This is a genomic window from Microcystis sp. BLCC-F210 (assembly GCF_042134685.1).
In the GTDB taxonomy this organism is placed as follows: domain Bacteria; phylum Cyanobacteriota; class Cyanobacteriia; order Cyanobacteriales; family Microcystaceae; genus Microcystis; species Microcystis aeruginosa_D.
In genome coordinates this window covers 1,697,982-1,721,376 of record NZ_CP169647.1, presented here as the reverse complement: position 1 = coordinate 1,721,376, position 23,395 = coordinate 1,697,982, and the positions used below count along the sequence as shown (strand labels likewise).

At 42.4% G+C, this 23,395-nt stretch carries 17 protein-coding genes, 1 tRNA gene and 2 pseudogenes; 8 read left to right on the top strand and 12 right to left on the bottom strand.

The genetic code is table 11. The features are described 5' to 3' along the window. The first annotated feature begins 4 nt into the window (after window positions 1-4). On the top strand, window positions 5-562 hold the full coding sequence (locus ACE3JL_RS08270; RefSeq protein ID WP_271990459.1) for a 50S ribosomal protein L25/general stress protein Ctc: 558 nt from the start codon (window positions 5-7) through the stop codon (window positions 560-562). Window positions 563-810: 248 nt separating this feature from the next. On the opposite strand, the gene ACE3JL_RS08265 is transcribed toward ACE3JL_RS08270, so the two are convergent. The 3 genes from ACE3JL_RS08265 to ACE3JL_RS08255 form a co-directional block, all read right to left on the bottom strand. Further along, entirely contained in the window at window positions 811-2,163 is a 1,353-nt protein-coding gene (locus ACE3JL_RS08265) for a TIGR03279 family radical SAM protein (protein ID WP_375329598.1), read from the bottom strand. A 117-nt stretch (window positions 2,164-2,280) separates the two neighbouring features. Continuing rightward, complete coding sequence (locus ACE3JL_RS08260; RefSeq protein WP_375329247.1) at window positions 2,281-2,868, bottom strand: prepilin-type cleavage/methylation domain-containing protein; 588 nt, start codon at window positions 2,866-2,868, stop codon at window positions 2,281-2,283. A gap of 252 nt (window positions 2,869-3,120) precedes the next feature. Then, window positions 3,121-3,594 (bottom strand): tRNA (cytidine(34)-2'-O)-methyltransferase, encoded by a 474-nt coding sequence (locus ACE3JL_RS08255; RefSeq protein WP_375329597.1) that lies wholly within the window; start codon window positions 3,592-3,594, stop codon window positions 3,121-3,123. Window positions 3,595-4,165: 571 nt separating this feature from the next. On the opposite strand from ACE3JL_RS08255, the gene ACE3JL_RS08250 reads away from it, so the two are divergent. Next, window positions 4,166-5,599 carry a TM0106 family RecB-like putative nuclease gene (locus tag ACE3JL_RS08250; RefSeq protein WP_271990468.1) on the top strand — a complete coding sequence of 478 codons (1,434 nt, stop codon included), beginning with the start codon at window positions 4,166-4,168 and terminating at the stop codon, window positions 5,597-5,599. 102 nt (window positions 5,600-5,701) lie between these two features. Next, window positions 5,702-5,944: a hypothetical protein gene (locus ACE3JL_RS08245; protein WP_002738501.1), complete on the top strand. Its 243-nt coding sequence runs from the start codon at window positions 5,702-5,704 to the stop codon at window positions 5,942-5,944. Between the two features lie 10 nt (window positions 5,945-5,954). Here ACE3JL_RS08245 and ACE3JL_RS08240 read toward each other — a convergent pair whose 3' ends face one another. Further along, a complete protein-coding gene (locus ACE3JL_RS08240; protein ID WP_271990470.1) occupies window positions 5,955-6,335 on the bottom strand; it encodes a hypothetical protein in 381 nt (126 codons plus the stop codon). 240 nt (window positions 6,336-6,575) lie between these two features. On the opposite strand from ACE3JL_RS08240, the gene mtnB reads away from it, so the two are divergent. Next, complete coding sequence (gene mtnB / locus ACE3JL_RS08235) at window positions 6,576-7,193, top strand: methylthioribulose 1-phosphate dehydratase (protein ID WP_375329246.1); 618 nt, start codon at window positions 6,576-6,578, stop codon at window positions 7,191-7,193. A 49-nt stretch (window positions 7,194-7,242) separates the two neighbouring features. Here mtnB and ACE3JL_RS08230 read toward each other — a convergent pair. Then, a tRNA-Cys gene (locus ACE3JL_RS08230) sits at window positions 7,243-7,313 on the bottom strand. Between the two features lie 134 nt (window positions 7,314-7,447). Between ACE3JL_RS08230 and ACE3JL_RS08225 the strand changes: the two genes are divergently transcribed. Next, window positions 7,448-7,783 carry a hypothetical protein gene (locus ACE3JL_RS08225; protein WP_375329245.1) on the top strand — a complete coding sequence of 112 codons (336 nt, stop codon included), beginning with the start codon at window positions 7,448-7,450 and terminating at the stop codon, window positions 7,781-7,783. Window positions 7,784-7,942: 159 nt separating this feature from the next. On the opposite strand, the gene ACE3JL_RS08220 is transcribed toward ACE3JL_RS08225, so the two are convergent. The 7 genes and pseudogenes from ACE3JL_RS08220 to ACE3JL_RS08190 form a co-directional block, all read right to left on the bottom strand. Continuing rightward, a complete protein-coding gene (locus ACE3JL_RS08220; RefSeq protein ID WP_375329244.1) occupies window positions 7,943-14,596 on the bottom strand; it encodes a Calx-beta domain-containing protein in 6,654 nt (2,217 codons plus the stop codon). 122 nt (window positions 14,597-14,718) lie between these two features. Beyond that, window positions 14,719-15,246, bottom strand: a complete 528-nt coding sequence (locus tag ACE3JL_RS08215) for a hypothetical protein (protein WP_375329243.1) — start codon at window positions 15,244-15,246, stop codon at window positions 14,719-14,721. Window positions 15,247-15,282: 36 nt separating this feature from the next. Further along, window positions 15,283-15,489 (bottom strand): hypothetical protein, encoded by a 207-nt coding sequence (locus ACE3JL_RS08210; protein ID WP_375329596.1) that lies wholly within the window; start codon window positions 15,487-15,489, stop codon window positions 15,283-15,285. 233 nt (window positions 15,490-15,722) lie between these two features. Continuing rightward, on the bottom strand, window positions 15,723-16,013 hold the full coding sequence (locus ACE3JL_RS08205) for a DUF4347 domain-containing protein (RefSeq protein ID WP_288140838.1): 291 nt from the start codon (window positions 16,011-16,013) through the stop codon (window positions 15,723-15,725). A gap of 156 nt (window positions 16,014-16,169) precedes the next feature. Beyond that, window positions 16,170-16,667, bottom strand: a complete 498-nt coding sequence (locus ACE3JL_RS08200) for a DUF3368 domain-containing protein (RefSeq protein ID WP_375329242.1) — start codon at window positions 16,665-16,667, stop codon at window positions 16,170-16,172. Further along, window positions 16,664-16,909 (bottom strand): UPF0175 family protein, encoded by a 246-nt coding sequence (locus tag ACE3JL_RS08195; protein WP_002770627.1) that lies wholly within the window; start codon window positions 16,907-16,909, stop codon window positions 16,664-16,666. The genes ACE3JL_RS08200 and ACE3JL_RS08195 overlap by 4 nt, the downstream gene beginning before the upstream one ends. A 168-nt stretch (window positions 16,910-17,077) precedes the next feature. After that, window positions 17,078-17,997, bottom strand: a pseudogene (locus ACE3JL_RS08190) (Rpn family recombination-promoting nuclease/putative transposase). 913 nt (window positions 17,998-18,910) lie between these two features. Here ACE3JL_RS08190 and ACE3JL_RS08185 point away from each other — a divergent pair. From ACE3JL_RS08185 to psbM, 3 genes and pseudogenes are all read left to right on the top strand, one after another. Next, on the top strand, window positions 18,911-21,604 hold the full coding sequence (locus ACE3JL_RS08185) for an efflux RND transporter permease subunit (protein WP_375329241.1): 2,694 nt from the start codon (window positions 18,911-18,913) through the stop codon (window positions 21,602-21,604). Window positions 21,605-21,790: 186 nt separating this feature from the next. After that, a pseudogene (locus ACE3JL_RS08180) lies at window positions 21,791-23,052 on the top strand (universal stress protein); the annotation flags it as partial. A 113-nt stretch (window positions 23,053-23,165) separates the two neighbouring features. After that, window positions 23,166-23,273, top strand: coding sequence for a photosystem II reaction center protein PsbM (gene psbM, locus ACE3JL_RS08175; protein ID WP_002745897.1), 108 nt, complete (start codon window positions 23,166-23,168; stop codon window positions 23,271-23,273). The last annotated feature ends 122 nt before the right edge of the window (window positions 23,274-23,395 follow it).

Below are 23,395 nucleotides of genomic sequence, written 5' to 3'. Positions count from 1 at the left end.
AACTATGCAAGTTAGCGTTGAATGTCAAAAAAGACCGGAGAATATTAACCCCAGGGCCCTACGTCGTCAGGGTTTGATCCCGGCGGTTCTCTACGGCCACAACGGCACGGAATCGGTTTCTCTGGTGGTGGGAGAAAAAGCGGCCTTAACCCTGCTCAAAAAGGCCTCGGTGAATAATACCCTGGTGGATGTGAATGTCCCGGAAATGTCCTGGACAGGAAAAGCCTTGATCCAAGAGGTACAATCTCATCCCTGGAAAAGAAATCTCTATCATCTCAGTTTCTTCTCGGTATCTGCCCACGGTAAGCTCGATATCGTCGTTCCCATTAAAGCCATGGGAGAAGCGATCGGAACTAAACAGGGTGGTTTAATCGAACAGTTCGTCAACGAAGTTAATGTCTCCTGTATTGCTGATAATATCCCAGAAGTGATCGAATTTGATGTGTCGGGCATCGGTGTGGGGCAATCCTTGCTCGTGGGTGATTTGAAAATGCCAGAAGGGGTAACTTTAAAAGACGATCCCCATACCACCGTTTTTGCCATTGTTGCCGCTAAACGGTAAATTCAGTGATCAGCTGCGAAAGGAAAAGGGCAAAAGACAACTTTTGGCAATTCTCCCACCTAAAAGGCAAGTTGGAAACTAAGCATATCAAAGCTTTTAGCTTAACCAATTAGGTTTTTGTAAACAGTTATCAGTGGGAAAAACTGACAACTGTTTGCTGTAAGCTGTTCGTAATTTAAATTACGGACAGCTTACCAGATTTCGTCCCCCCTGAACGGTTACGGCAACAGTAAAAGGATTGGGAAAAATTAGGATTTGTTCAAGGGATCGAGAGTAAGACAAGTTTTAACTAATTCCTCTACTCCCAGGACTGGATAAATAGAGACTCCTAACTGATTAATAACAGTTTCTAAGGTTAGATCATCTAAAAATACCGCTTCCCCATGCTTGAGCATGAGGGAGGGTAATAAAACCCCATCCCCAAGATTTTTACCTTCTAATCCCTTGAGAAGATCTTGCCCGGTTAATAAACCCGTAACCGTGATTTCCTGCCCCCAATAATCACTATTTAAAGCCACTAATTCCACAGTTAAACCCCGCACCTTATTTAACTGTTTAACTAAGGGTTGAAAAGCCTGTTCTACCGCATTTCCCACTACCCATGTCAACCGTCTAGAGGGAGTAATTTGAGCAGGTAATAACTTCTTGGCTGTCTTTTGGAAATCCCTAATAAATTGACGAATTGAGCCAACTCCATTACCGATTTGGGGATAGTCTTCGTAGTGAGATTGAGGTGGTAAATCGACTCGGGCAATTAAAAACCATTCATCGGCTAACCATACCACATTACTGCCAAATTCTTGACGAAATTGTTTTTGCAAAGTTTGGACTTGTTCAATCACTTCTTGCGCTTTTTCTTGGCTAACGGGAATTAATTCATCTTCTTGGGGACGAAAGCGGGTTAATCCCACGGGAACCACGGCAACCGACTCCACACAGGGAATATCTCCCCGATGAAAAGAAACCAAATCTAACAGGGTTCTTTCGAGATGAATTCCATCATTAATATGGGGACAAACTACCACTTGAGCATGAATTTGTAATTGTCTAGCCTGTAACCATTTTAAATGGTCTAAAATTTGACCAGCGCGGGAATTTTTGAGGAGACGAATTCTCAGATCGGGTTCCGTGGCATGAACGGACACAAAAAGCGGTGATATGTGCATCTTTTCGATCCGCTGCCATTCTTTTGAAGTAAGATTAGTTAAGGTTAAATAACTGCCATAAAGAAAACTTAAGCGATAGTCATCATCTTTGTGATATAAAGTTTCTCTTTTGCCCTCTGGTTGTTGATCAATAAAACAAAAAGGGCATTTATTATTACACTGAATTAAGCTATCAAAAAGAGCAGTTTCAAACTCTAAACCCAAGTCTTCATGATAATCTTTTTCGATTTTTACTTGGTGAGTTTTGCCCTGATTATCAAGCACTTCCAGAGTTAAAAATTCATCGGCACATAAAAATTGATAATCGATTAAGTCCCGGGGACGATTACCATTGATAGAGACGAGTTCATCCCCAATTTCAAAACCCACCTCGGCGGCGATCGAATCTGGGATGACACCACTAATTTTAGCTGGACGAATAGTTAATTCACTCATGTTTTTAGGTCGCCATCCAATCATTTAACTGCGTTTTCCCGAGGGACATTGGCTGCATCTTATATTTATCAATACTATCAAGGGACAAAGCTCCTATCGTCCTATTTTATCACTATTTTAACGTACACATCTATTATCTTGGCGAATATCCCAACTACCATCAACGCGGAATAAAAATAAACAGCGTTTGTCGGGTGCGCCGGAAGCAACTAAAGTAATTCTGCCTAACTGTCCCCAAGAACCCCCTAAACCCCTCCTTGTATCGGCCCAACTGGCGCGATAAATTGTACCTTGATTGCCGGCCGGTCCGCTAACTCGGCGTAGGGTCGAATTAGCAGTATCGATGCTAACACCGCGAGTAATGGGAGTCCAATCCGTGACATTTTCACACTGGTTCCCTTGCACTTGTGCCACTTGAATCTGTTGGTTTTCACTTTCTGCCATGCACAAAGATAGGGGGTGAGAACCTCCTCCCGTGGCTTGATAACGGGTAGTTTTCCACTGTTGCGATATTTCAAAGGTGGCGATATTTAAGCGAATCCAAGCCATTAAACGATGATAAACAGAAAGGGCAATGGTTAAGAGAATTCCTAATAAAATGATGGTAACTAACATCTCGACTTGAGTTAAGCCAGAGGTGGATTTTTGCCGATTAAAAAGCTGTAGATGGCGGAAAGTCTTGGAAGAAAGGTCTAAGATATTCATGAGACTGATCTTGCCTTTTTATTTTCAATAGATTATGTGATTGGAAAGGAGCAACAATTAATTTGCGCCAAGATAATACACATAATTTCTTGCTGTTATTACGGACAAGATTGACAGTCATCTCTATTTTTCTGACACGGGCAAAAAAAAGTTATAGTTATTTTTAGGCAAAAATAAGCTAGATTAAAGTATTTTAGGTAATTTTTTGGTCAATTTGGTCTATTTGCTCTGTTTATGTAGCAAAATGTCCCACTAATGAATAAATCCCAATTGTCGTCTGGCCTCGAATAATCCGATGGCCACACTAACGGAAAGATTTAAACTTCTCACTCCCGGTTCTGCCATGGGAATATAAACCGTATGATCACATTGATCTAATAAATCTGCTGGAATACCGTCGGTTTCACTGCCAAAAAGTAGCCAATCTCCGCTTTGGTAGGTGTATTCCAGATAACTACTGCTGCCGCGCACAGTAAACCCGATCGCTCGTCCCCCGCTCTTTTTTTGATATGCACAGAAGTCATCAATTGTCAAGTAGTACACAAGTTTTACATAAGGCCAGTAGTCTAGGCCGGCGCGCTTGAGATAGCGATCGCTAATTTCAAAACCCAAGGGACCAACTAAATGCAATTCTGTCTTAGTTGCGGCGCAAGTACGGGCAATATTCCCCGTATTTGGCGGAATTTGCGGATTAATTAAAACCACTCTTAAAATCGGTTCAGTCATCATTTATCATTGATCAGCTATCAGTTATGAGTTATCAGAACCTGAGTCAGGCTGCTTGATTTGGTCATGACCAGGCCAAAACTCCCAGTGGCCAATCCGATAGCTTGCGGTATTGACAAATCAGGTAGATGGCCTGAAACCATGCACGACCACTGCTTGAGATATTTGTTGTTTAGCATTGTCTTTCACGATAATCCTTATCTTGATTCTCTCACTCCTGCTGGTGATTACTCACCTCTTGATCAAATAAGCTGTTGACTATCTAAATTAATCGTTCAGATTGCAGGGGAGCAGGGAGAAGTCATTCGAGCGTTTGTACTAAAATTTTCAATACGCAGTTTAAATTTAGTACAGTTTATCTGTGATAGTTGCTGATCGTCGCTATTTCTGCAAAAACGAGATGCACTGATCACTGATTCAAGACTGACAGCTGAATTCTATCGACGGATTAAGTCGCAATTGTCACAATAGTATTAAAGTAGAGGAAACACACTTGGAAATGTTTCCTTTTTTTAGTTTATTATTTTTCACCTCACTGGTCTAGGAAAGCTCAACTTTTCTCCTTGATAGAATGCTACTGACCGATGATCTACTTCTAGACTACCAACGTTGTCAACGCCGTGGGTTTTTAAATCTCTACGGCAATAGCCAAGAAAAAGACCCTGAGCGAGATTTTTTGCTTAAATTGCGCCAGGAGAGTCAAAGTCACGTTAAAAAAGTCCTGCAAGACTCCTATCCCGATTATTGTTCCCTGACTACCCCCAGCACTGATATTTTAGCCGCCGCCAGGGAAACGGAAGCTTTGATGGGTCAGGGGGTATCCTGTATTTATCACGGAGTCCTCTTACAATCTGGCTATCCCGTCTCTTTAACCGGTTCCCCGCATTTATTAATTAAACAGGCAGGAAAGTCAAAATTTGGTGATTGGGTTTATTATCCCCTCAATATTCAACTCGGTCGCCGTCCTAAGCCTGAATATAAGATGCTGGCTACTTTTTACGCCTATTTATTGGCTGGTATGCAGGGAGTTTTTCCCAATTACGCGGAAATTGTCCTACGTCGTCATAATCGCTATCGAGTGGAATTGAATCTCTGGTTAACTAAACTAGAGGAAATAATCAAAAAGTTCGGCGAAATGGTGATTAATCACCAAGAACCAGAAGTTTTTATCTCCCGTCAGCGTTGTAGTTTATGTCATTGGTATAGTCACTGTTATAGTATCGCCCAAGCGAGTCAACATCTTTCTTTAGTTCCAGGGGTGACTCCCAGTCGTTACCAATTTTTACAGTCTTTGGGGGTTTCCACTATGGAATCTCTGGCTCTTACCTGTCCTACCCGTATGGGGGAGGGGATGGGGGTAGAGGTGGCTAATCAGTTACAATTACAGGCCCAAGCAATTATTGAAAATCGGGCCTTTCGCAAAAGCAACGGGAAAACTGCTTATTTGTCTCCCCTACCGAAGGCCGAGATTGAATTTTATTTTGATATCGAAGCGGAACCAGAACAGAATTTGGATTATCTTTTGGGGATTTTACGGGTCGATTATCGTGGTAATACCCAGCAATTTTATCCGTTTTTGGCAGAAAAGCCGGAAGATGAAGGCAGAATTTGGCAGGAATTCTTAACCTTAGTCATACAGGATTATCAAGCACCTATTTTTCACTTTTCTGAGTACGAAGTAGAAACAATTAAACGATTAGGTTATCTTTATAAAACCCCTTCTTCTTTGATTAATCAGTTAGTTTCTCGCTGTGTTGATCTGCACTATCAGGTAGTTAACTCGGTAACTTTTCCCGTGGAAAGTTATTCTTTAAAATCCCTCGCTAACTGGATTGGTTTTCAATGGCGCGATCGAGGAGTAAGCGGGGATCAATGCGTTTGGTGGTATGACCAGTGGTTAAAAACAGGAGATCGGACTTTATTGGCGGCTATTCTACGTTACAATGAGGATGATTGTCGCGCCACCTTTAGGCTAAAAGACTGGCTTGTAAACTTTTTAATTTGATTCTAAAGATTTATGACAAATAGGGAAGAATGTAACCGCTGCTACCCGTAACGGCAAAGGGAAAATGATAGGCTATGGATGTGAAGACAGTCCCCTCACCCAATGGTGATCCCCATGTTCTCCCCACTTTTTCCCCTTCTACTCCTACTGCTTTCCTTCCTTAGTCTTCTCTGGTATCAAAAGACCGATAATGATATTTTTAAAGCTCTTGCCGTTAGTAGTTTGATTTTTGCAATTATTTGGGGCTTAGTTCTCGTTCATTGGTCAATTCACTTGCTGGGACTGCTGTTATTGTTAAAATTCAGAACCCCCGCTTTCAGCTTGGTGCGCGTGCCTAGATGGTGATGGTTTGACCCTAATCTTCCAACTGTCCGGTAGGCACTTCGATCGCTTGTACATCGATCGTACCGGGAGGGGTGAGAGTAATAAACTTACCCCCTGCCACTTTTAACGGTTCACCACAGTTAGGACATTGACATTCCGTGCGATTAAAACCCGTAAATTCGTAGCTGCAGACGGGACAGCTATCTTCAACTAAATTGCGTCGTAACCACCAGCGAAAAATCCCCCAAGCAATCACAGGAGAAAATATCAAGAATGCCACGAGAATTAAAAAACTATTGACTAACCAACCCAGTCCGATCGAGCCTAACAACAATCCGACTAAAATCAAAGATAAGAAACAACCCAAACCAGAATCATTGACAGAATAGCTGCGGAAAAAGTTGTTATTCACGGCTCAACCCTCGATTCATCAAAGCTGCAATTATCTTTAACCTAACACATCCCCAACACATTGCCACGGTTAAATTTTCTTTTTTGCTCACCGGTTCCTCGCTCTCTTCTGCTTTGGGTTTAGTTTTGAGCGAGATTATCCGGAATAAACTACCTCAACCCGCTATGCTGAGGAGTGGGTAGTCTGCTGGCTTCAACTTGTTATAATAGTTACTGCCTATCCACCATATCTCTAAAAATCATGAGTGATCCTCGTCTATCTCTAGTGGCAGCTGCCCGAAGATTTTATCAACTGGGTTGGATGCTTGGCACGGCGGGTAATTTATCCGCTAAAGTTGATGATCATAGTTTTTGGATTACTGCCAGTGGCAAAAGTAAAGGTAAACTCACAGAAGAGGATTTTGTGCGCGTGGATCTGACGGGAAAAGTCAGGGAATTAGCTCATCGGGATAATCGTCCTTCGGCAGAAACTAGCATTCATCAGGTGATTTATTGTCTCTTTCCCCAAGCGCAAGCTTGTTATCATGTCCACTCAGTAGAAGCGAATTTAGTTTCCCGTTTTGCTCGCGAGGACAAGTTATCTTTACCTCCCTTAGAAATGTTGAAAGGTTTAGGTATTTGGGTAGAAAATCCTCAAGTATTTATGCCGGTTTTTACTAACTATCTCGATGTGCCGAAAATTGCCGCAGAAATAGAAAGTAGATTGTCAACCTTCCCCCCAGAAATTCCCGCTTTACTGATTTCCTACCATGGTGTAACGGTGTGGGGTGAGTCTCTAGAAACTACCGAGAATTATTTAGAGATAGTCGAGTATATTTTTCGCTATCTAGTGGCAGCCTATCAAGTAAAACCTTGGTAAACCTTCATTTAGTCAAGGCAATCAGAAAAAAAACTGCCGATATTTGCCAAGGCGCCACCCAGATTCGAACTGGGGGTAAAGGTTTTGCAGACCTCTGCCTTACCACTTGGCGATGGCGCCGATCAATCATTGTTCATCTTAGCATAACAGATGACAGTTTGCCAAGAGTGGAACCCAAGGGTCAAGCGATCGATCTATAATTTAGGCAGCGGTTCTCTAATCTAGTGGGGGATTTTAGGCTTAAAAAAGCGATTATGATGGGAAATCAAAGATATTTACTAACTTTTATCGGTTTATTGGCTTTATGCTTGCCAGTACAGGCTAATAATGCCGTTTACCTTAGCCAAAGTTCTAATACTGCCCCTACTTTCGACAGTTATCGTCAAGAATGTTTACAAAGAGCGCGTGGGGAGGGATTAGCTGCTGATGTGGCAAAGGATCTATGCGACTGCACGATTAAAAAATTCCAGGCTCGTTACAATCTACAGCAATTCCGCGCCCTCGTGCAGAAGTCGAAAACCGATAAAGCTGCCGCTAGAACTTTATCCAGTGTGGGAGAAGCTTGTTTTGATGAGATTTTGTACGAATAGCAGTTATCAGTGATCAGTAAACAGTTATCAGCTTTTTCTCTCCCTTCTCCCCAATTCATAATTCATAATTCATAATCCCCCTTTCCCCTCTCCCAGGGTGTTGAAAACGCTTACAGACCTTTTTAACCGCAAACACGCACCCGACAAGCTGTATTAAGATTAAACTAATACAAGTATATCAGAGGCGGTAAGAGTGGGTTTGGAACTAAGAGTTGCAATTTGAATGGCTGCTAGTGTACCTGTCCCGTCCCCATCAAAGAATAGTCCTCCAGTGATTGTATTATAAATTAAGCGATTGCTGGCATTTAATGCAGTTGTTCCTAACACAAATTGAGCGGCTGTAATCGCAACTCCTGCGGCTAAACCACCGCCAAAACCCGCAGCAGAGACAGTAATTTTATCCCCCTGACTGGAGAGGAAATCAGTAATTGTGTCAATCCCTTCATTGCGGTTGTTGAAGGTGAATTGATCGCCACCTGCACCCCCTGTTAGGGTATCAATTCCAGTACCACCAATCAAGGTATCATTCCCATCACTACCATTAAGGATATTGTTACCACTATTACCAGTGATAATGTTATTTAATGTGTTACCTGTCCCATTAATATTTGTAGTCCCAGTTAGGGTGAGGTTTTCTAGGTTATTACCCAGGGTATAAGTAACCGATGATTGAACAGTATCTGTCCCTTGGTTGGCATTTTCCGTAATGGTGTCGGTAGTAGTATCAATTTGATAAGTATCATTCCCTAAACCACCGATGAGGGTATCAATTCCTGTTGCACCATTAAGGATATTGTTACCACTATTACCGGTGATAATGTTATTTAAGGTGTTACCAGTTCCATTAATATTTGTAGTCCCAGTGAGGGTGAGGTTTTCTAGGTTATTACCCAGGGTATAAGTAACCGATGATTGAACAGTATCTGTCCCTTGGTTGGCATTTTCCGTAATGGTGTCGGTAGTAGTATCAATTTGATAAGTATCATTCCCTAAACCACCGATGAGGGTATCAATTCCTGTTGCACCATTAAGGATATTGTTACCACTATTACCGGTGATAATGTTATTTAAGGTGTTACCAGTTCCATTAATATTTGTAGTCCCAGTGAGGGTGAGGTTTTCTAGGTTATTACCCAGGGTATAAGTAACCGATGATTGAACAGTATCTGTCCCTTGGTTGGCATTTTCCGTAATGGTGTCGGTAGTAGTATCAATTTGATAAGTATCATTCCCTAAACCACCGATGAGGGTATCAATTCCTGTTGCACCATTAAGGATATTGTTACCACTATTACCGGTGATAATGTTATTTAATTTGTTACCAGTTCCATTAATATTTGCGCTTCCTGTTAGGGTCAGATTTTCCACATTAGCGGGTAGGGTAGTTGTGACATTAGCGGTTAAGGTGTCGCTGATGGTGACAATTCCCTTGTTATTGGTAAGAGTTGCATTGATGGGATTACTGAGGTTAATGGCAAAAGTTTCGTTTGCCTCATTAAGGTTATCATTTAAGATGGGAATGCTAATAGTAGCGGTGGAAGTATTAGCAGCAATGGTGATAGTTCCGGTTTTGCTAGTGTAATCTACATCGGCGGTAGCATTAATCGGTGCAGTGGTATAATTGAAGGTAATTGGTTGCGGATTGGGGTTATCAACTGTGACGGTGAGGATGGCATTATTATCTAAGCCTTCGACCACGGTAATATTATTGATGGAGAGTTGGGAAAAGTCGTCATTATTAATAGTCCCCGTCACTGGAGTAGTTGTCCCAACTGTATAACCTGTCCCAGTCGCGAGAGTTAAAGCAACGGTTTCATCAGATTCAACTGTAGTGTCAGCAGTGGGGTCAACTGTTACAGTCGCAGTCGCTGAATTAGCAGCAAAGGTGACACTGGTGGGAATAGATGTGTAGTCTGTCCCGTTGGTAGCTGTCCCCCCGAGGGTGTAATTGACAGTTAAAGCATTTGTTGTTACACCAGAACGGGTGAAGGTATAGACTAAGTTAGCTGTACCGTCTTCTGTCACACTACTGGGAGAAACAGCAAGAGTGACACTGGTATCATCATTGGTAATTGTTCCCGTCACTGCGGTAGTCGTACCTACTGTATAACCAGTCCCAGACGCAAGAGTTAAAGCAACGGTTTCATCAGATTCAACTGTAGTGTCAGCAGTAGGGTCAACGGTTACAGTCGCAGTCGCTGAATTAGCAGCAAAGGTGACACTGGTGGGAATAGATGTGTAGTCTGTCCCGTTGGTAGCTGTCCCACCGATTGTGTAATTAACAGTTAAGGGATTAGTGGTTACTCCACTACGGGTGAAGGTATAGACTAAGTTAGCTGTCCCATCTTCAGTCACACTACTGGGAGAAACTGCAAGAGTAATACTAGGAAGGGTGACATCATCATTGGTAATTGTTCCCGTCACTGCGGTAGTTGTCCCAACTGTATAACCAGTCCCGGTCGCAAGAGTTAAAATGACGGTTTCATCAGATTCAACTGTTGTATCAGCAGTGGGGTCAATTGTTACGGTAGCAGTGGATGAATTAGCAGCAAAGGTGACTGTATTGGTAGTCCCTGTACGAGTGTAGTCGGTATTGAGAGTCGCTGTCCCTCCGAGGGTGTAATTGACGGTTAAGGGATTAGTGGTTACTCCACTACGGGTGAAGGTATAGACTAAGTTAGCTGTCCCGTCTTCTGTCACACTACTGGGAGAAACTGCAAGAGTAATACTAGGAAGGGTGACATCATCATTGGTAATTGTTCCCGTCACTGCGGTAGTTGTCCCAACTGTATAACCAGTCCCGGTCGCAAGAGTTAAAGCGACGGTTTCATCAGATTCAACTGTAGTATCAGCAGTGGGGTCAATTGTTACAGTAGCAGTGGATGAATTAGCAGCAAAGGTGACACTGGTGGGAATAGATGTGTAGTCTGTCCCGTTGGTAGCTGTCCCACCGATTGTGTAATTAACAGTTAAGGGATTAGTGGTTACTCCACTACGGGTGAAGGTATAGACTAAGTTAGCTGTCCCATCTTCAGTCACACTACTGGGAGAAACTGCAAGAGTAATACTAGGAAGGGTGACATCATCATTGGTAATTGTTCCCGTCACTGCGGTAGTTGTCCCAACTGTATAACCAGTCCCGGTCGCAAGAGTTAAAGCGACGGTTTCATCAGATTCAACTGTAGTATCAGGAGTGGGGTCAACTGTTACAGTCGCAGTCGCTGAATTAGCAGCAAAGGTGACTGTATTGGTAGTCCCTGTACGAGTGTAGTCGGTATTAAGAGTAGCTGTCCCTCCGATTGTATAGTTAACAGTTAAGGGATTAGTGGTTACTCCACTACGGGTGAAGGTATAGACTAAGTTAGCTGTCCCATCTTCTATCACACTACTGGGAGAGACAGCAAGGGTGATGATAGGAGTGAAACTAGAATCAATTCGGACCGGACCGACAATCTCACCATCATTATTATTAATTGTGCCATCTTCTGCAATGTTTCCTGAGCTTTCATTAAAATTATAGTGGCCAATTAAACCGGCTTCATTGCCATTAAGTTGAGAGTATAAATTATTTTGGATTTGCGTTTGAGTACGAGCAGTATCCCAAATCCGAACTTCATCTAATGAACCTTGAAATGTTCCGTAACCTGTATCTCCACCCCCTAAAGAGACGACACTAGGATGTACAATTCCGGTACTTGTTAGACCTGTTTTAATAAACTGTCCATTCAGATAAAGGCTAGGAGTGTTGTTACTATAAACAATAGCTACATGATTCCAATCCGATAGGGAAGTGTCATAAACTAATAAGGATGGTAAATAATAAGCCGTATGTTCAAAAACACTAATTCCATTCGTTCCTACAGAAACACCAGCACCAAAATGGTTGAAACCAAGATTACTCGCTTCTCCATGTGTAGGAAAAATTGCATAGCGTTGACCGCTTCCCCCCGAAATTCCTGAATTTTCTTCAGGAGTAGTATCCCTTGTAGCGGTGGGGTTCACCCAAAATTCCATTGTGAAAGTTCCACTAACAGTAGGGAAAAGGTTGTCATTGGTGACATAATCATCGACACCATCAAAAGAAAGTGCTTGATTCGTATTAGTCGTATCATCATTAGTAATAGTCCCTGTAACTGCGGTAGTCGTACCTACTGCATAACCTGTCCCGGTCGCAAGAGTTAAAGCGACGGTTTCATTGTTTTCAACTGTAGTATCAGGAGTGGGGTCAACTATTACAGTCGCAGTCGCTGAATTAGCAGCAAAGGTGACACTGGTGGGAATAGATGTGTAGTCTGTCCCGTTGGTAGCTGTCCCACCGATGGTGTAGTTAACAGTTAAGGGATTTGTTGTTACACCAGAACGGGTGAAGGTATAGACTAAGTTAGCTGTCCCGTCTTCTGTCACACTACTGGGAGAAACAGCAAGAGTGACACTGGTATCATCATTATTAATTGTTCCCGTAGCTGTATTAGGAGTACCTACTGTATAACCTGTCCCGGTCGCAAGAGTTAAAGCGACGGTTTCATTGTTTTCAACTGTAGTATCAGGAGTGGGGTCAACTGTTACAGTCGCAGTCGCTGAATTAGCAGCAAAGGTGACACTGGTGGGAATAGATGTGTAGTCTGTCCCGTTGGTAGCTGTCCCACCGATGGTGTAGTTAACAGTTAAGGGATTAGTGGTTACTCCACTACGGGTGAAGGTATAGACTAAGTTAGCTGTACCGTCTTCTGTCACACTTGTGGGAGAAACCGCAAGAGTGATACTGGTATCATCATTGGTAATTGTTCCCGTCACTGCGGTAGTCGTACCTACTGTATAACCTGTCCCGGTCGCAAGAGTTAAAGCAACGGTTTCATCAGATTCAACTGTAGTGTCAGCAGTAGGGTCAACGGTTACAGTCGCAGTCGCTGAATTAGCAGCAAAGGTGACACTGGTGGGAATAGATGTGTAGTCTGTCCCGTTGGTAGCTGTCCCACCGATGGTGTAGTTAACAGTTAAGGGATTAGTGGTTACTCCACTACGGGTGAAGGTATAGACTAAGTTAGCTGTACCGTCTTCTGTCACACTTGTGGGAGAAACCGCAAGAGTGATACTGGTATCATCATTGGTAATTGTTCCCGTCACTGCGGTAGTCGTACCTACTGTATAACCTGTCCCGGTCGCGAGAGTTAAAGCAACAGTTTCATCAGATTCAACTGTTGTGTCAGCAGTGGGGTCAACGGTTACGGTAGCAGTGGATGAACCGGCTGCGAAGGTGACTGTATTGGTAGTCCCTGTACGAGTGTAGTCGGTATTAAGGGTAGCTGTCCCACCAAGAGTATAGTTAACGGTTAAAGCATTTGTTGTTACACCAGAACGAGTGAAGGTATAGACTAAGTTAGTTGTCCCGTCTTCAGTGACACTTGTGGGAGAAACAGCAAGGGTAATAGTCGAAGTAGATGGGTTAGTAAAGTCACTAACATCAAGAATCTGCAAGCCATCTACACCACCAGCCACGTAAGCATAGTTACCGACTACTTGCACATCCTGAGCATTGCCAGAAGTATAATAATTACCCTTAAGAGTAGGTGCAGCGGGGTTGCTGATGTCGATGATTAGCAGTCCTGAATCCTCATCAGCTACGTAAGCATAGTTACCGACTACTTGCACATCATAAGCATAAGAAGTATCATAATGACCCTTAAGAGTAGGTGTTGCGGGGTTGCTGATGTCGATTATTTGCAGTCCTGAATACCAATCAGCTACGTAAGCATAGTTACCGACTATTTGCACATCCTGAGCAAAGCCAGAAGTATCATAATTACCCTTGAGGGTGGGATTTGTCGGGTTGCTGATGTCGATGATTAGCAGTCCTGAACCACTATCAGCCACGTAAGCATAGTTACCGACTACTTGCACATCATTAGCATAGCTAGAAGTATCATAATTACCCTTAAGAGTAGGTGCAGCGGGGTTGCTGATGTCGATGATTAGCAGTCCTGAATCCTCATCAGCTACGTAAGCATAGTTACCGACTACTTGCACATCATTAGCATAGCCAGAAGTATCATAATTACCCTTAAGAGTAGGTGCAACAGGGTTGCTGATGTCGATGATTTGCAGTCCTGACCAATCATCAGCCACATAAGCATAGTTACCGACTACTTGCACATCCTGAGCATAGCCAGAAGTGTCATAATTACCCTTAAGAGTAGGTGCAGCGGGGTTGCTGATGTCGATGATTTGTAGTCCTGAATAATAATCAGCTACGTAAGCATAGTTACCGACTATTTGCACATCCGAAGCCAAGCCAGAAGTATTATAACTCCCGACTAAAGTAATAGCCTGTTCAATCTGTACTGATTGTCCATCAATCACCACCACAGCCTGGTCATTTTCCGTTTTTAAGCGGGTAATTTCTGCTTCAGTCAACGGTTGATTTAATACCACCTTAGCAAAATATTCACCCTCATCTCCCGCGCTATCCACCGGATTAATTTGAGCATCCACATAATGCCCAATTTCCTCTAAAATTACCTTAACTAGCGATTCTGAGGCAGCAACATTCAAAAAAGACTCTGATAAATAAATTTTATTAGTGCTAACCGCATAAGCACCCTTCGCTGTCCCTAAAACTTCGCCACTGAGTACCTCAATTGGGGGAAGTTGACTGAAATTGCGACTTTGCCACTGATTTCGTAATTCTGTTGTCTTAACCACATCATAACTTGTGCCAAAAGCAGTTGCCAAATTAGCATAAAAATCATCAGATTGAGCGAAATTAAACAAAATATCGTCAACAGCAGGAATAATCGGCAACAGGGAAGAATTCATGATATTCACCAGAAGGGTTTACTGCGACTATTTTATGCAAACAATCGCCAATTTTTCAAGGGTACTATAACATAAATTAACATTGATTACCAGAAAACGGGTTTCTCAAAGAAAACGGGTTTCTAGATGTTGATTTTTGCCAAAGACTGCTTAAATTCTGCGAGAGAATGAGCAGTAGCTGCTAATTTTAGTAGCTCTTCTAAGATAGTAGGGTTAGTCATTTTGCCGATTATCTCTTCAATTTCTGAAGAAATCTGTCCAAACCGCACGGTTAAAACTGTTTTTATGGCATCGCGGCTTTTTTCTAACGCGCCAATTTCCTTACCGATTTCCTTACCAATTTCCTTACCGATTTCCCTACCGCGTTCTATTCCTCGTAACTCCCCAATTTCCTCACCAATTTTCCTTCCTCGTAACTCCATATTACTCATTAAAGGCATGGTTCTTTCCTCCTCAAATTGTTTAATTTTACTCTCTAAACTTTCCTGTAATTTAGTTGATAGAGTCATCATTGTGTCGATGATTTCAAATAATTTAATTATTTGTTCCCTCTCGAACTCCTTTTCATATAATCCTCTGATTAACTTCCATTTCCACTGTTCCCGTTCTGGCAGCTTCTCGGTAGTCGCTTTTGTTTTCAGGTGTGCCATGACTATTATAGCAAAGGGATTGCTACTTGCTTCCAATTAGTCACTGATAACTGATAACTGGTAACTGATAACTGAATAGAGTTTGTCAGCGAAACGTTTTTTTGTCCTTGCTGAAGCGGTAATCCGTTTGAGTTCTTTTTCTAGGGATTCGGGAGTTTTTGTCCAATCAATCAGTTGGTGAACTTCAGGAAAGAAGAAATGTAAAAACGCCTCAAAATACGGCTCTTCTAGGCTCTGTGTGATAAGTTTAACTTACATAATGATCGATCTTTATGTCCTCTGTATCTCTATGGTTCCTTCCACTCCCTCGCCGGCAGGACTGTATCTTAGAATACATTTTACCCACCAAATCCAAGAGAGCCAAAATACTCGGTTAATGCTTCTTTCCAGGGTTCATCATAATTGGCGGTTGTTGGGTTCATTTGAGTTGTTTGCTTACTCGTAGGCTGTGAAGCGCGATAGCGTAATGCACCGATTTAATAATAGAGGTGAATGGTGGTAATCTGGGGATTTTGTGGTAAAAAAGCGGATATTTGTTCGATTCCGTCTTGATTGGGAGTGAGAATAACGGTGGCGACTTCTGGAATTACCCCAGCTTGGAGACTTTGATAATCGGCAACACCAGCATCGAGGAAAACTACGGTAGCGGTTAAACGCTGATTTCTCGCACTATTCACCTGATTAGCTTGACTTAAGCCATCAGATTGAGCAAAATTGAACAAAACATCGTCAACAGCAGGAAGGCTCGGCAAAAGGGTAGAAGTCATGACGGTAACAGCAAAGGTTTATTGCTAACAGTTTTAGCCCAACAATCCCCAATCTTTCAAGGGGGATATAACAAAAATTTACAGAAAACGGGTTTCTCAAAGAAAACGGGTTTTCTAAATAGTTTCTCGAAGAAACCCGTTTTCTAAAATCACAACTTAATCTAATTCATTTGCCGTTTGCAAAACCTCCTGATAAAGTTGACGACTGATGCGAAAATTTGCTTGGAGTATTAGAGCATCGATTATGGGTTGAACCTTAGCAATCAATCCTCTATTTTTAGCGATTAAAAGAACTCCTAGAACCCCCGTAATTGACAGCCCCAAACGCACAGCCTCCCTCCGTCCAAGACGCTCATCAATTAACAATTCATCTGCTTTTAATTCTAAGGCAAGAGCGATTGCTTCTGCTTCGCCAAGATCTAAATTATATTCATTGCTCAAACAAGCCACAAGTTCCAAATTAGCGGCTTGTTTAACCTGTATCCAGTTCAGAGAAATTATCGCTTTAATGCGGATATCTTCCTCAGTTAAATTGGCTAATTCATTAGCAACTGCTTGGGGAATAACAACATTAGTATAAATATCTTTTAAGATTGACAGATAACCAACAAGAGCAAGACTGCTGAGAGGAGAAGTATCGCTAATAATAATCATAGCCAACCTTTCTCTTTTAAATGCTTAATATCTTCCTGAAACTCAGCAACATCATAGTGAATACAAATTCCTCGTTCAGAAAGCAGCCGTTGAAACTTGATTTGATTAATACCTAATAACTCACTTGCTTTTCCTAAGCTAATCTTATCTTGTTGGAATAACATAACAACAATTTCCTTCAACAGTTCATCCTCTGATAAACCACTTGCTTTAATCACTTCTTGGGAAATAACTAGAGTCATATTTTCTCCGTATTTTGATAAGAATTATACAAATGCTATCCTATGTTTTGCGGTCTGTCAATTCCCTTTGGCAGACCTCACTTCTAACTGTTAACTGTTAACTGAAATTCCCTCTCCGAAGCAATCTTACCCCTTGTCATGGCGAAGATGCGATCGCTAACGTCAAAACTAGGCAGTTAAAGTATTTAACCAATTGATTAAATCTTCAACCTTAGAGAAATCGAATAAAGCTTCTGCTAATGCTTCTATATCATCAATACTTAACTCCATAATTTTAGTTTCCAATGAAGGATTAATCTCCCCTAACTTGCGTTTAAGTTGACGAAGAATCAATGTCTTTTCCCGTTCAATACCTAGTTCAATACCTTGACGCATCCAACTGGTGGTAATTTGCATAACTCCCTCCTGTACGGGTTGACTAAATGTGCTAATCTCTTCTTGAAATTGTCTCTCTTCCACTGGATTTAGATTGAGATATGTATCAATAAATCCGGAAATTAATTGCATTCTCGCTGGATCTAACCTTAAAGTAATTAACAAGCGTAGACATTCTGCTTTTACCTTGGCTCGCTCTTTCTCGGCAATGTTCATCTTCGCCATCAAAGCTGAAGCAACTGGATTCGGTTGATTGAGAAAATCTCGCCAATTTAATCGATTTAACTGCACTACTTGATAGTTAAATTCTAATACCTTAAAATCTGGAAAATCGACTACATATTGACTAATCGCTTCTCTTTTTGGCTTTGAATAAGAAAAAATTACAATCGGATAAATCGGTAAGACAAATTTCTCATGAAAGCGAGCAAAATAAGTAAACATTCTCCGATTAAACCACTTGCGGGAACTTTCCTGCGCCTCTACATGAATCAGAAAAAAAATTCTTTTCCTCGAAACCTAACTTGTGCGACTAAATCGCTTTCATACCTTTCTCCTTCCGTGACATCGGTAAATACTTCTTTGTCTAAAAAAGTAATCGAGTCCCTATCTAAATAATCCATCAATTGAGGAAAAAATAACTCGATAAATTCGACAAAAAAGGTGGAGATTAACTCCTTAAATAAGCGATCATGGTCAATATTATTAGTCATGTAATATCATCTTAACTAATCTGAGCGATGAATGACTACTCTTCTCTATTGTATTCTGAAAAGTCGGTTTTGGCAACGGATTGTTATGACCTCACCCCCTTAACCTACAGCGATTGCCAAATTTGCCTAAAAGCCATCAGATTGAGCAAAATCGAACAAAAGATCGTAAACGGCAGGAAAGAACGGCAAAAGAGAAGAAGTCATTACACTAACTGCAAAGGTTTATTGCTAACAGTTTTAGCCCAACTATTACAAGAAAACGGGTTTCTCGAAGAAACCCGTTTTCTAAATAAAGGCAATCACTCTCCCCAATTCATAATTCATAATTCCCCTCTCCCATATCATACTTTGTGCTTTTTGTCAAAAAAACTTTTTTTTTGCAATAAAACTACATAAAAAAAAGATCATCGTTGTAAGTGAAAATGACTGATTTACCCGTCTTAATTAGGAGCACCTTCTAGGTGTGGCAAGGGTTTCAACCATTGCTGCCCAAAAAAGCACAAAATGACCCACTATGAAATTTTATCAAATCGCTGTAACCATGATAACGTCGTTGTTAAATAAAAATCTTTCTCAATTAATTCTTAAGAATTTATAAATATTGCGAAATGTTAATTTAAATATTGTCAAGTCTTTGCAGTCAATAAATAATTTTTGCTTATATTTGTCGGAAAATAGAACTTCTGCAAAAATCCAACATCTACCATGGGGTTAGGAGTCAGTTATCAGTTATCAGTTATCAGTGAGAAGGGGATAGGAAAATGGGGGAATAGGGTAATGGGGAGATAGAGTAATTTCCACTAAAACCCTAAAACCCTAAAACCCTACACCCCACACCCCACACCCCACCTGCCCCCCCGATGTCGGGGGGGTTGGGGAGGGTCACACCCTACTTCCCAGTTATTAGACAAAGATGAAAGAATCATGGCGAGAACGTCTGAATATCTCTCGAATAGCGATTAATGCACCGAGGTTAACCATTGCCTTCTGGTTAGCGGTGGCCATGGCGGGAATTTTGGCTTTTAGTTCCTTAAAATACGCTCTTTTCCCCGATATCAGCTTTCCAGTCGTAATAATTAACGCCCAAGCGGATTTAGCTACTGCTATCACCACAGAACAGCAATTAACTAAACCCCTAGAAAATCCTCTTTTCTCTCTCCCCGGTCGTCGTGATATTTCCTCGACTACTTCCGCCGGACAGTCAGTAATCAGCATTTTCTTTAAAATTGGCACAAATTTAGACAAGGCCACCGCAGCAGTTAAACAGGCTATCTCGCAAGTCCCTTTACCCTCTCAAGCTACCACAGAAGTTATCCCCGTTGATTTAAATGAGTCGGCAACAGTTACCTATGCGCTGGTGAGTGAGCAGAAAACTCTAGAAGAATTAAGCCAAATCGCCCAAGATAATTTAATTCCGCCCTTAAAAGCTCTCCCAGGTACGGCTAAAGTTAATTTACTCGGTCAAGGTACAGTTAGGGAAGATAATCCCTATAAAAGTTTAACCCGACCATTACCCACGCTGGTGCGCTTTAATGGTCAAGAAGCGATCGCTGTGCAGGTAATCAAAAAAGGTGCCGCCAATAGTCTCGATCTGGCCGCTCAAGCAGAAAAACTGGTTAAAGACATAGCACAAAAACTGCCCGATGTCAAGATAATTTTAGCTGAAACCCAAGCGGAATACATTCGCGCTGCCCTACAAGGCACGATAGATGATTTACTTTTGGCAGTTTTGCTGTCGGTGCTGGTTATATTGATATTTTTAGGCAGTTTCGCCGCTACAATCATTTCTGCTCTGGTTATCCCCCTATCTCTTTTGGGGACTTTCATTATCATGGCCATCTATGGGTTTAATCTGGAAACCCTGACACTGCTGGCTCTCGCTTTAGTGATTGGCATTGTCGTGGATGATGCGATCGTGGATGTGGAGAATATTTCCCGTTTAATCGACGCGGGGGAAACCCCGAAAAATGCGGCACTCAAGGGGACAAGGGAGATTGGATTAGCTGTGACTGCTTCCACTTTAACCATTGTTGCCGTGTTTATACCCGTGGCTTTTATGGGGGGTGCGGTGGGACAGTTTTTCCAACCCTTCGGTTTAACTGTCTCGGCTGCGGTGATTTTTTCTCTGTTGATCGCCCGAACTTTATCGCCCGTTTTGGCAGTATATTGGCTGAAACCGCAGTCACAGGCAAAAATGACGAAACAAAAGCGACCGATTGAGAACGCCTATCGAAGGCTTTTAAACTGGTCACTGCGTCATCGTTTGCTGGTCATTGCTATTGCCCTAATTACCTTTCTGGCGGGTATTGCCCTAATTCCTTTTATTTCTAGGGGATTTATTCCCCGACTCGATCGCGGCGAGTTTAATCTGGTTTATACGTCTCCTTTGCCGAAAATAACGCAAATTAGTCCTCCCTTCGGCCTAGCTCAGCTTGCCCTGAGCCAAGCCGAAGGGGGCAAGAATAAACCGACGGCTAAGAGTTCTAGCGATAGTTTCGCTTGGATTTCCCAGTTAGCGAGTTCTCCCGAAAGTTTTCTCCTGCGTCGCACTATCCGCGATGGCAGCAAATTAGAAGCGCCGATTTTACGGGATGGGGAAGTGGAATCGACTTTTATGATCGCCGGTTTACGCGGTGAGCCGAATCGGGGCAAAATTCACGTTACACTGAAGGGCGATCGTAAATCTCACACCAGTGCCGTGCAGCAACGGATTCGGCAAATTTTACCGCCAATTAGAGGGGTGAATGTCAGTATCGAGGACATTCCTTTTGTGCAGACGGAAGCGGAAAAGCCAATCCAAATTGCGATTAAAAGCGATAATTTGCAGCTATTGCGCGATAGTGCCGAGAAATTGCGGGTTGAGGCTGCTAAAATCGCCGGTTTGAAGGATATTTCCCTATCATCTAGATTAAATGAGCGGGGGGATTTTTTGGCGATCGAGCGTTTAAATGGTCAACAGGCGATTTTTCTCAGTGCTAATCTCAGTCCGGATTTAGGATTAGAAGATGCGGCGATTAAAATTGAAGCGATTCCTTTACCGGAAGGGATAACTTTACAGCGTTGGGGTACTTCTTCTCAAAGTAGCGATGTTTTGGGCAGTTTTGGTCGTACTTTAATCCTAGCGACAATTTTAATGTTAGGAGTTTTATGGTTATTATTCAGAAGACTGTTAGAAACTATCGTCATCGCTTTATGTTTACCTTTAGCGATTGTGGGGGCAATGTTGGGGTTATTGGTAACGGGTAGTGAGTTTAGTATGATTTCTCTGATCGGGTTTATCTTCCTCTTAGGATTACTCGATAAGAACGCTGTGTTATTGCTGGATTATACTAACCAATTGCGTCAACAGGGTTGGAGTCGGGAAGAAGCGGTTTTAGAAACGGGAATGATTAGGTTAAGACCGATTTTAATGACCACCTGTTCGACAATTTTAGGCATGATTCCGATCGCTTTGGGATTGGGTACTGGTGCGGAATTACGGCAACCCATGGCGATGGTAATTGTGGGAGGTTTAGTCACTTCTTCCCTGTTGAGTTTAATTGTTGTGCCTGTGTTATATCTAAGTTTAGAGGATGTTTGGAACCAGATTAAAGCTTGGAAAAAGTAGCTAACTTTACCCTAATTAGTCAGTGCAATAGGTACTCGCACACCGCAAAACGGAATCGAAAGCTGTTAAGAACAATAGATTGTCGGATACGATAAATATTTCACGATACCTTTAATTTTCGAGGTTCAAGTCTTCGTGTTTTGATATCGCCTTACGCTCTCGATAATTACAAAAAAGGAGACGATCATGCGACGGGGAAGACATAAAATTTTTATCGGGATGGCCCCAGGAGTTGGGAAAACCTACAAGATGCTGGAGGAGGGGCATAGTCTCAGAAAACAGGGAACCGACGTGGTAATCGGACTTCTCGAAACCCACGGCAGAAAAGAGACCGCTGAAAAGGCCGAGGGATTGGAAATCGTACCTAGAAAAATCCTAGAGAAAGAGGGATTCACTCTCTCGGAAATGGATACGGAAGCGATTATCGATCGCTCACCGCAGCTGTGTCTAATTGATGAATTGGCCCACACGAACGCACCGGGTTCGGAGCGAGAGAAACGCTTTCAGGACGTGGAGATAATTTTATCCCGGGGAATCGATGTTTACTCGACCGTGAATATCCAGCATATCGAGAGTTTAAACGATCTGGTTGCCCGAATCACTGGGGTGGTGGTGCGAGAGCGAATACCCGATCGAATTTTGGAGGAAGCTGATGAAGTGATCGTGGTAGATGTTACCGCTGAAACCCTAGAGGAAAGATTATTAGCGGGAAAAATCTACGCTCCCGAAAAGATCCAACCATCTTTAAATAATTTCTTTCGACGGCGTAATTTAATCGCTCTCCGGGAACTCGCCCTGCGCGAAGTGGCTGATACAGTAGAAGAAGAAGCGAGTAATTCAACATTTATCGGTCAATTCTGTCCCTTTCACGAACGGGTATTAGTTTGTGTTTCCACCTATCCCAACTCTTTACGATTATTGCGTCGAGGAGCGCAGATTCGACAAGCTCACTGCAAGCGGATAGCGGGGTATATGAACGCGGAATTTTTTGTGATTTTCGTCGATAACCCCGATCGCTTTCTCACCAAAGAGGAGGCTTTACATATCGAAACCTGCGAACGTTTATGTCGGGACTTCGAGGGGAAATTCTTACGGGTTAAAAGCTATCAGGTGGCGGCAGCGATGATAAACCCGAGCGCTTTCTCACCAAAGAGGAGGCTTTACATATCGAAACCTGCGAACGTTTATGTCGGGAATTCGAGGGGAAATTCTTACGGGTTAAAAGCTATCAGGTGGCCGAAGCGATCGCCGAAGTGGCCGAACAGGAACGAATCACCCAGATTGTGATCGGGGAGAGCCGTCAATCGCGCTGGAAGCATTTAATCAAAGGTTCTTTCACCCAAAAACTCATGCGTCTGATCTGGCAGAAAAATATCGATCTTCACATCATCGCCACTGATCCAAAAGTACCAGTTAAAGACGCGCCGGCCAAGGGGGTGAAAAGGTGACTACCTTTCTGCCACTTCCCCACTCCCCCTCTCAAATCAGCAACGCCCTCTGGGATGATATTCTAGGAGTTAATCTTTAATGCAAATCCGTTGTCACTTAAGGGAGTTAACTCATGCAGGTAAATAATCTCGGCTTTATCGCTAGTATCCTATTCGTCCTAGTCCCCACTGTTTTCCTCTTGATTCTGTTTATCCAAACCAGAGAGGAAACCGAGGGTTAAATCCCTTCCCTATCCCTATTTTTCCTAAAAACCCCGGTGATTTCTTGAAGTCATGCGGGGTTTTTTCGCTTCAATTAGGGGAAAATGCTAGTTTCGTCACCTGATCCTAAATCGCCAAAAGT

What these genes read in the sequence shown, in the direction of transcription:
- ACE3JL_RS08205 (WP_288140838.1), bottom strand. Translation starts at nt 16,013, where the DNA reads ATGACTTCTACCCTTTTGCCGAGCCTTCCTGCTGTTGACGATGTTTTG.
- psbM (WP_002745897.1), top strand. Translation starts at nt 23,166, where the DNA reads ATGCAGGTAAATAATCTCGGCTTTATCGCTAGTATCCTATTCGTCCTA.
- ACE3JL_RS08260 (WP_375329247.1), bottom strand. Translation starts at nt 2,868, where the DNA reads ATGAATATCTTAGACCTTTCTTCCAAGACTTTCCGCCATCTACAGCTT.
- ACE3JL_RS08185 (WP_375329241.1), top strand. Translation starts at nt 18,911, where the DNA reads ATGAAAGAATCATGGCGAGAACGTCTGAATATCTCTCGAATAGCGATT.
- ACE3JL_RS08225 (WP_375329245.1), top strand. Translation starts at nt 7,448, where the DNA reads ATGATGGGAAATCAAAGATATTTACTAACTTTTATCGGTTTATTGGCT.
- ACE3JL_RS08215 (WP_375329243.1), bottom strand. Translation starts at nt 15,246, where the DNA reads ATGGCACACCTGAAAACAAAAGCGACTACCGAGAAGCTGCCAGAACGG.
- ACE3JL_RS08250 (WP_271990468.1), top strand. Translation starts at nt 4,166, where the DNA reads ATGCTACTGACCGATGATCTACTTCTAGACTACCAACGTTGTCAACGC.
- ACE3JL_RS08270 (WP_271990459.1), top strand. Translation starts at nt 5, where the DNA reads ATGCAAGTTAGCGTTGAATGTCAAAAAAGACCGGAGAATATTAACCCC.
- ACE3JL_RS08220 (WP_375329244.1), bottom strand. Translation starts at nt 14,596, where the DNA reads ATGAATTCTTCCCTGTTGCCGATTATTCCTGCTGTTGACGATATTTTG.
- mtnB (WP_375329246.1), top strand. Translation starts at nt 6,576, where the DNA reads ATGAGTGATCCTCGTCTATCTCTAGTGGCAGCTGCCCGAAGATTTTAT.
- ACE3JL_RS08195 (WP_002770627.1), bottom strand. Translation starts at nt 16,909, where the DNA reads ATGACTCTAGTTATTTCCCAAGAAGTGATTAAAGCAAGTGGTTTATCA.
- ACE3JL_RS08200 (WP_375329242.1), bottom strand. Translation starts at nt 16,667, where the DNA reads ATGATTATTATTAGCGATACTTCTCCTCTCAGCAGTCTTGCTCTTGTT.
- ACE3JL_RS08265 (WP_375329598.1), bottom strand. Translation starts at nt 2,163, where the DNA reads ATGAGTGAATTAACTATTCGTCCAGCTAAAATTAGTGGTGTCATCCCA.
- ACE3JL_RS08245 (WP_002738501.1), top strand. Translation starts at nt 5,702, where the DNA reads ATGGTGATCCCCATGTTCTCCCCACTTTTTCCCCTTCTACTCCTACTG.
- ACE3JL_RS08255 (WP_375329597.1), bottom strand. Translation starts at nt 3,594, where the DNA reads ATGACTGAACCGATTTTAAGAGTGGTTTTAATTAATCCGCAAATTCCG.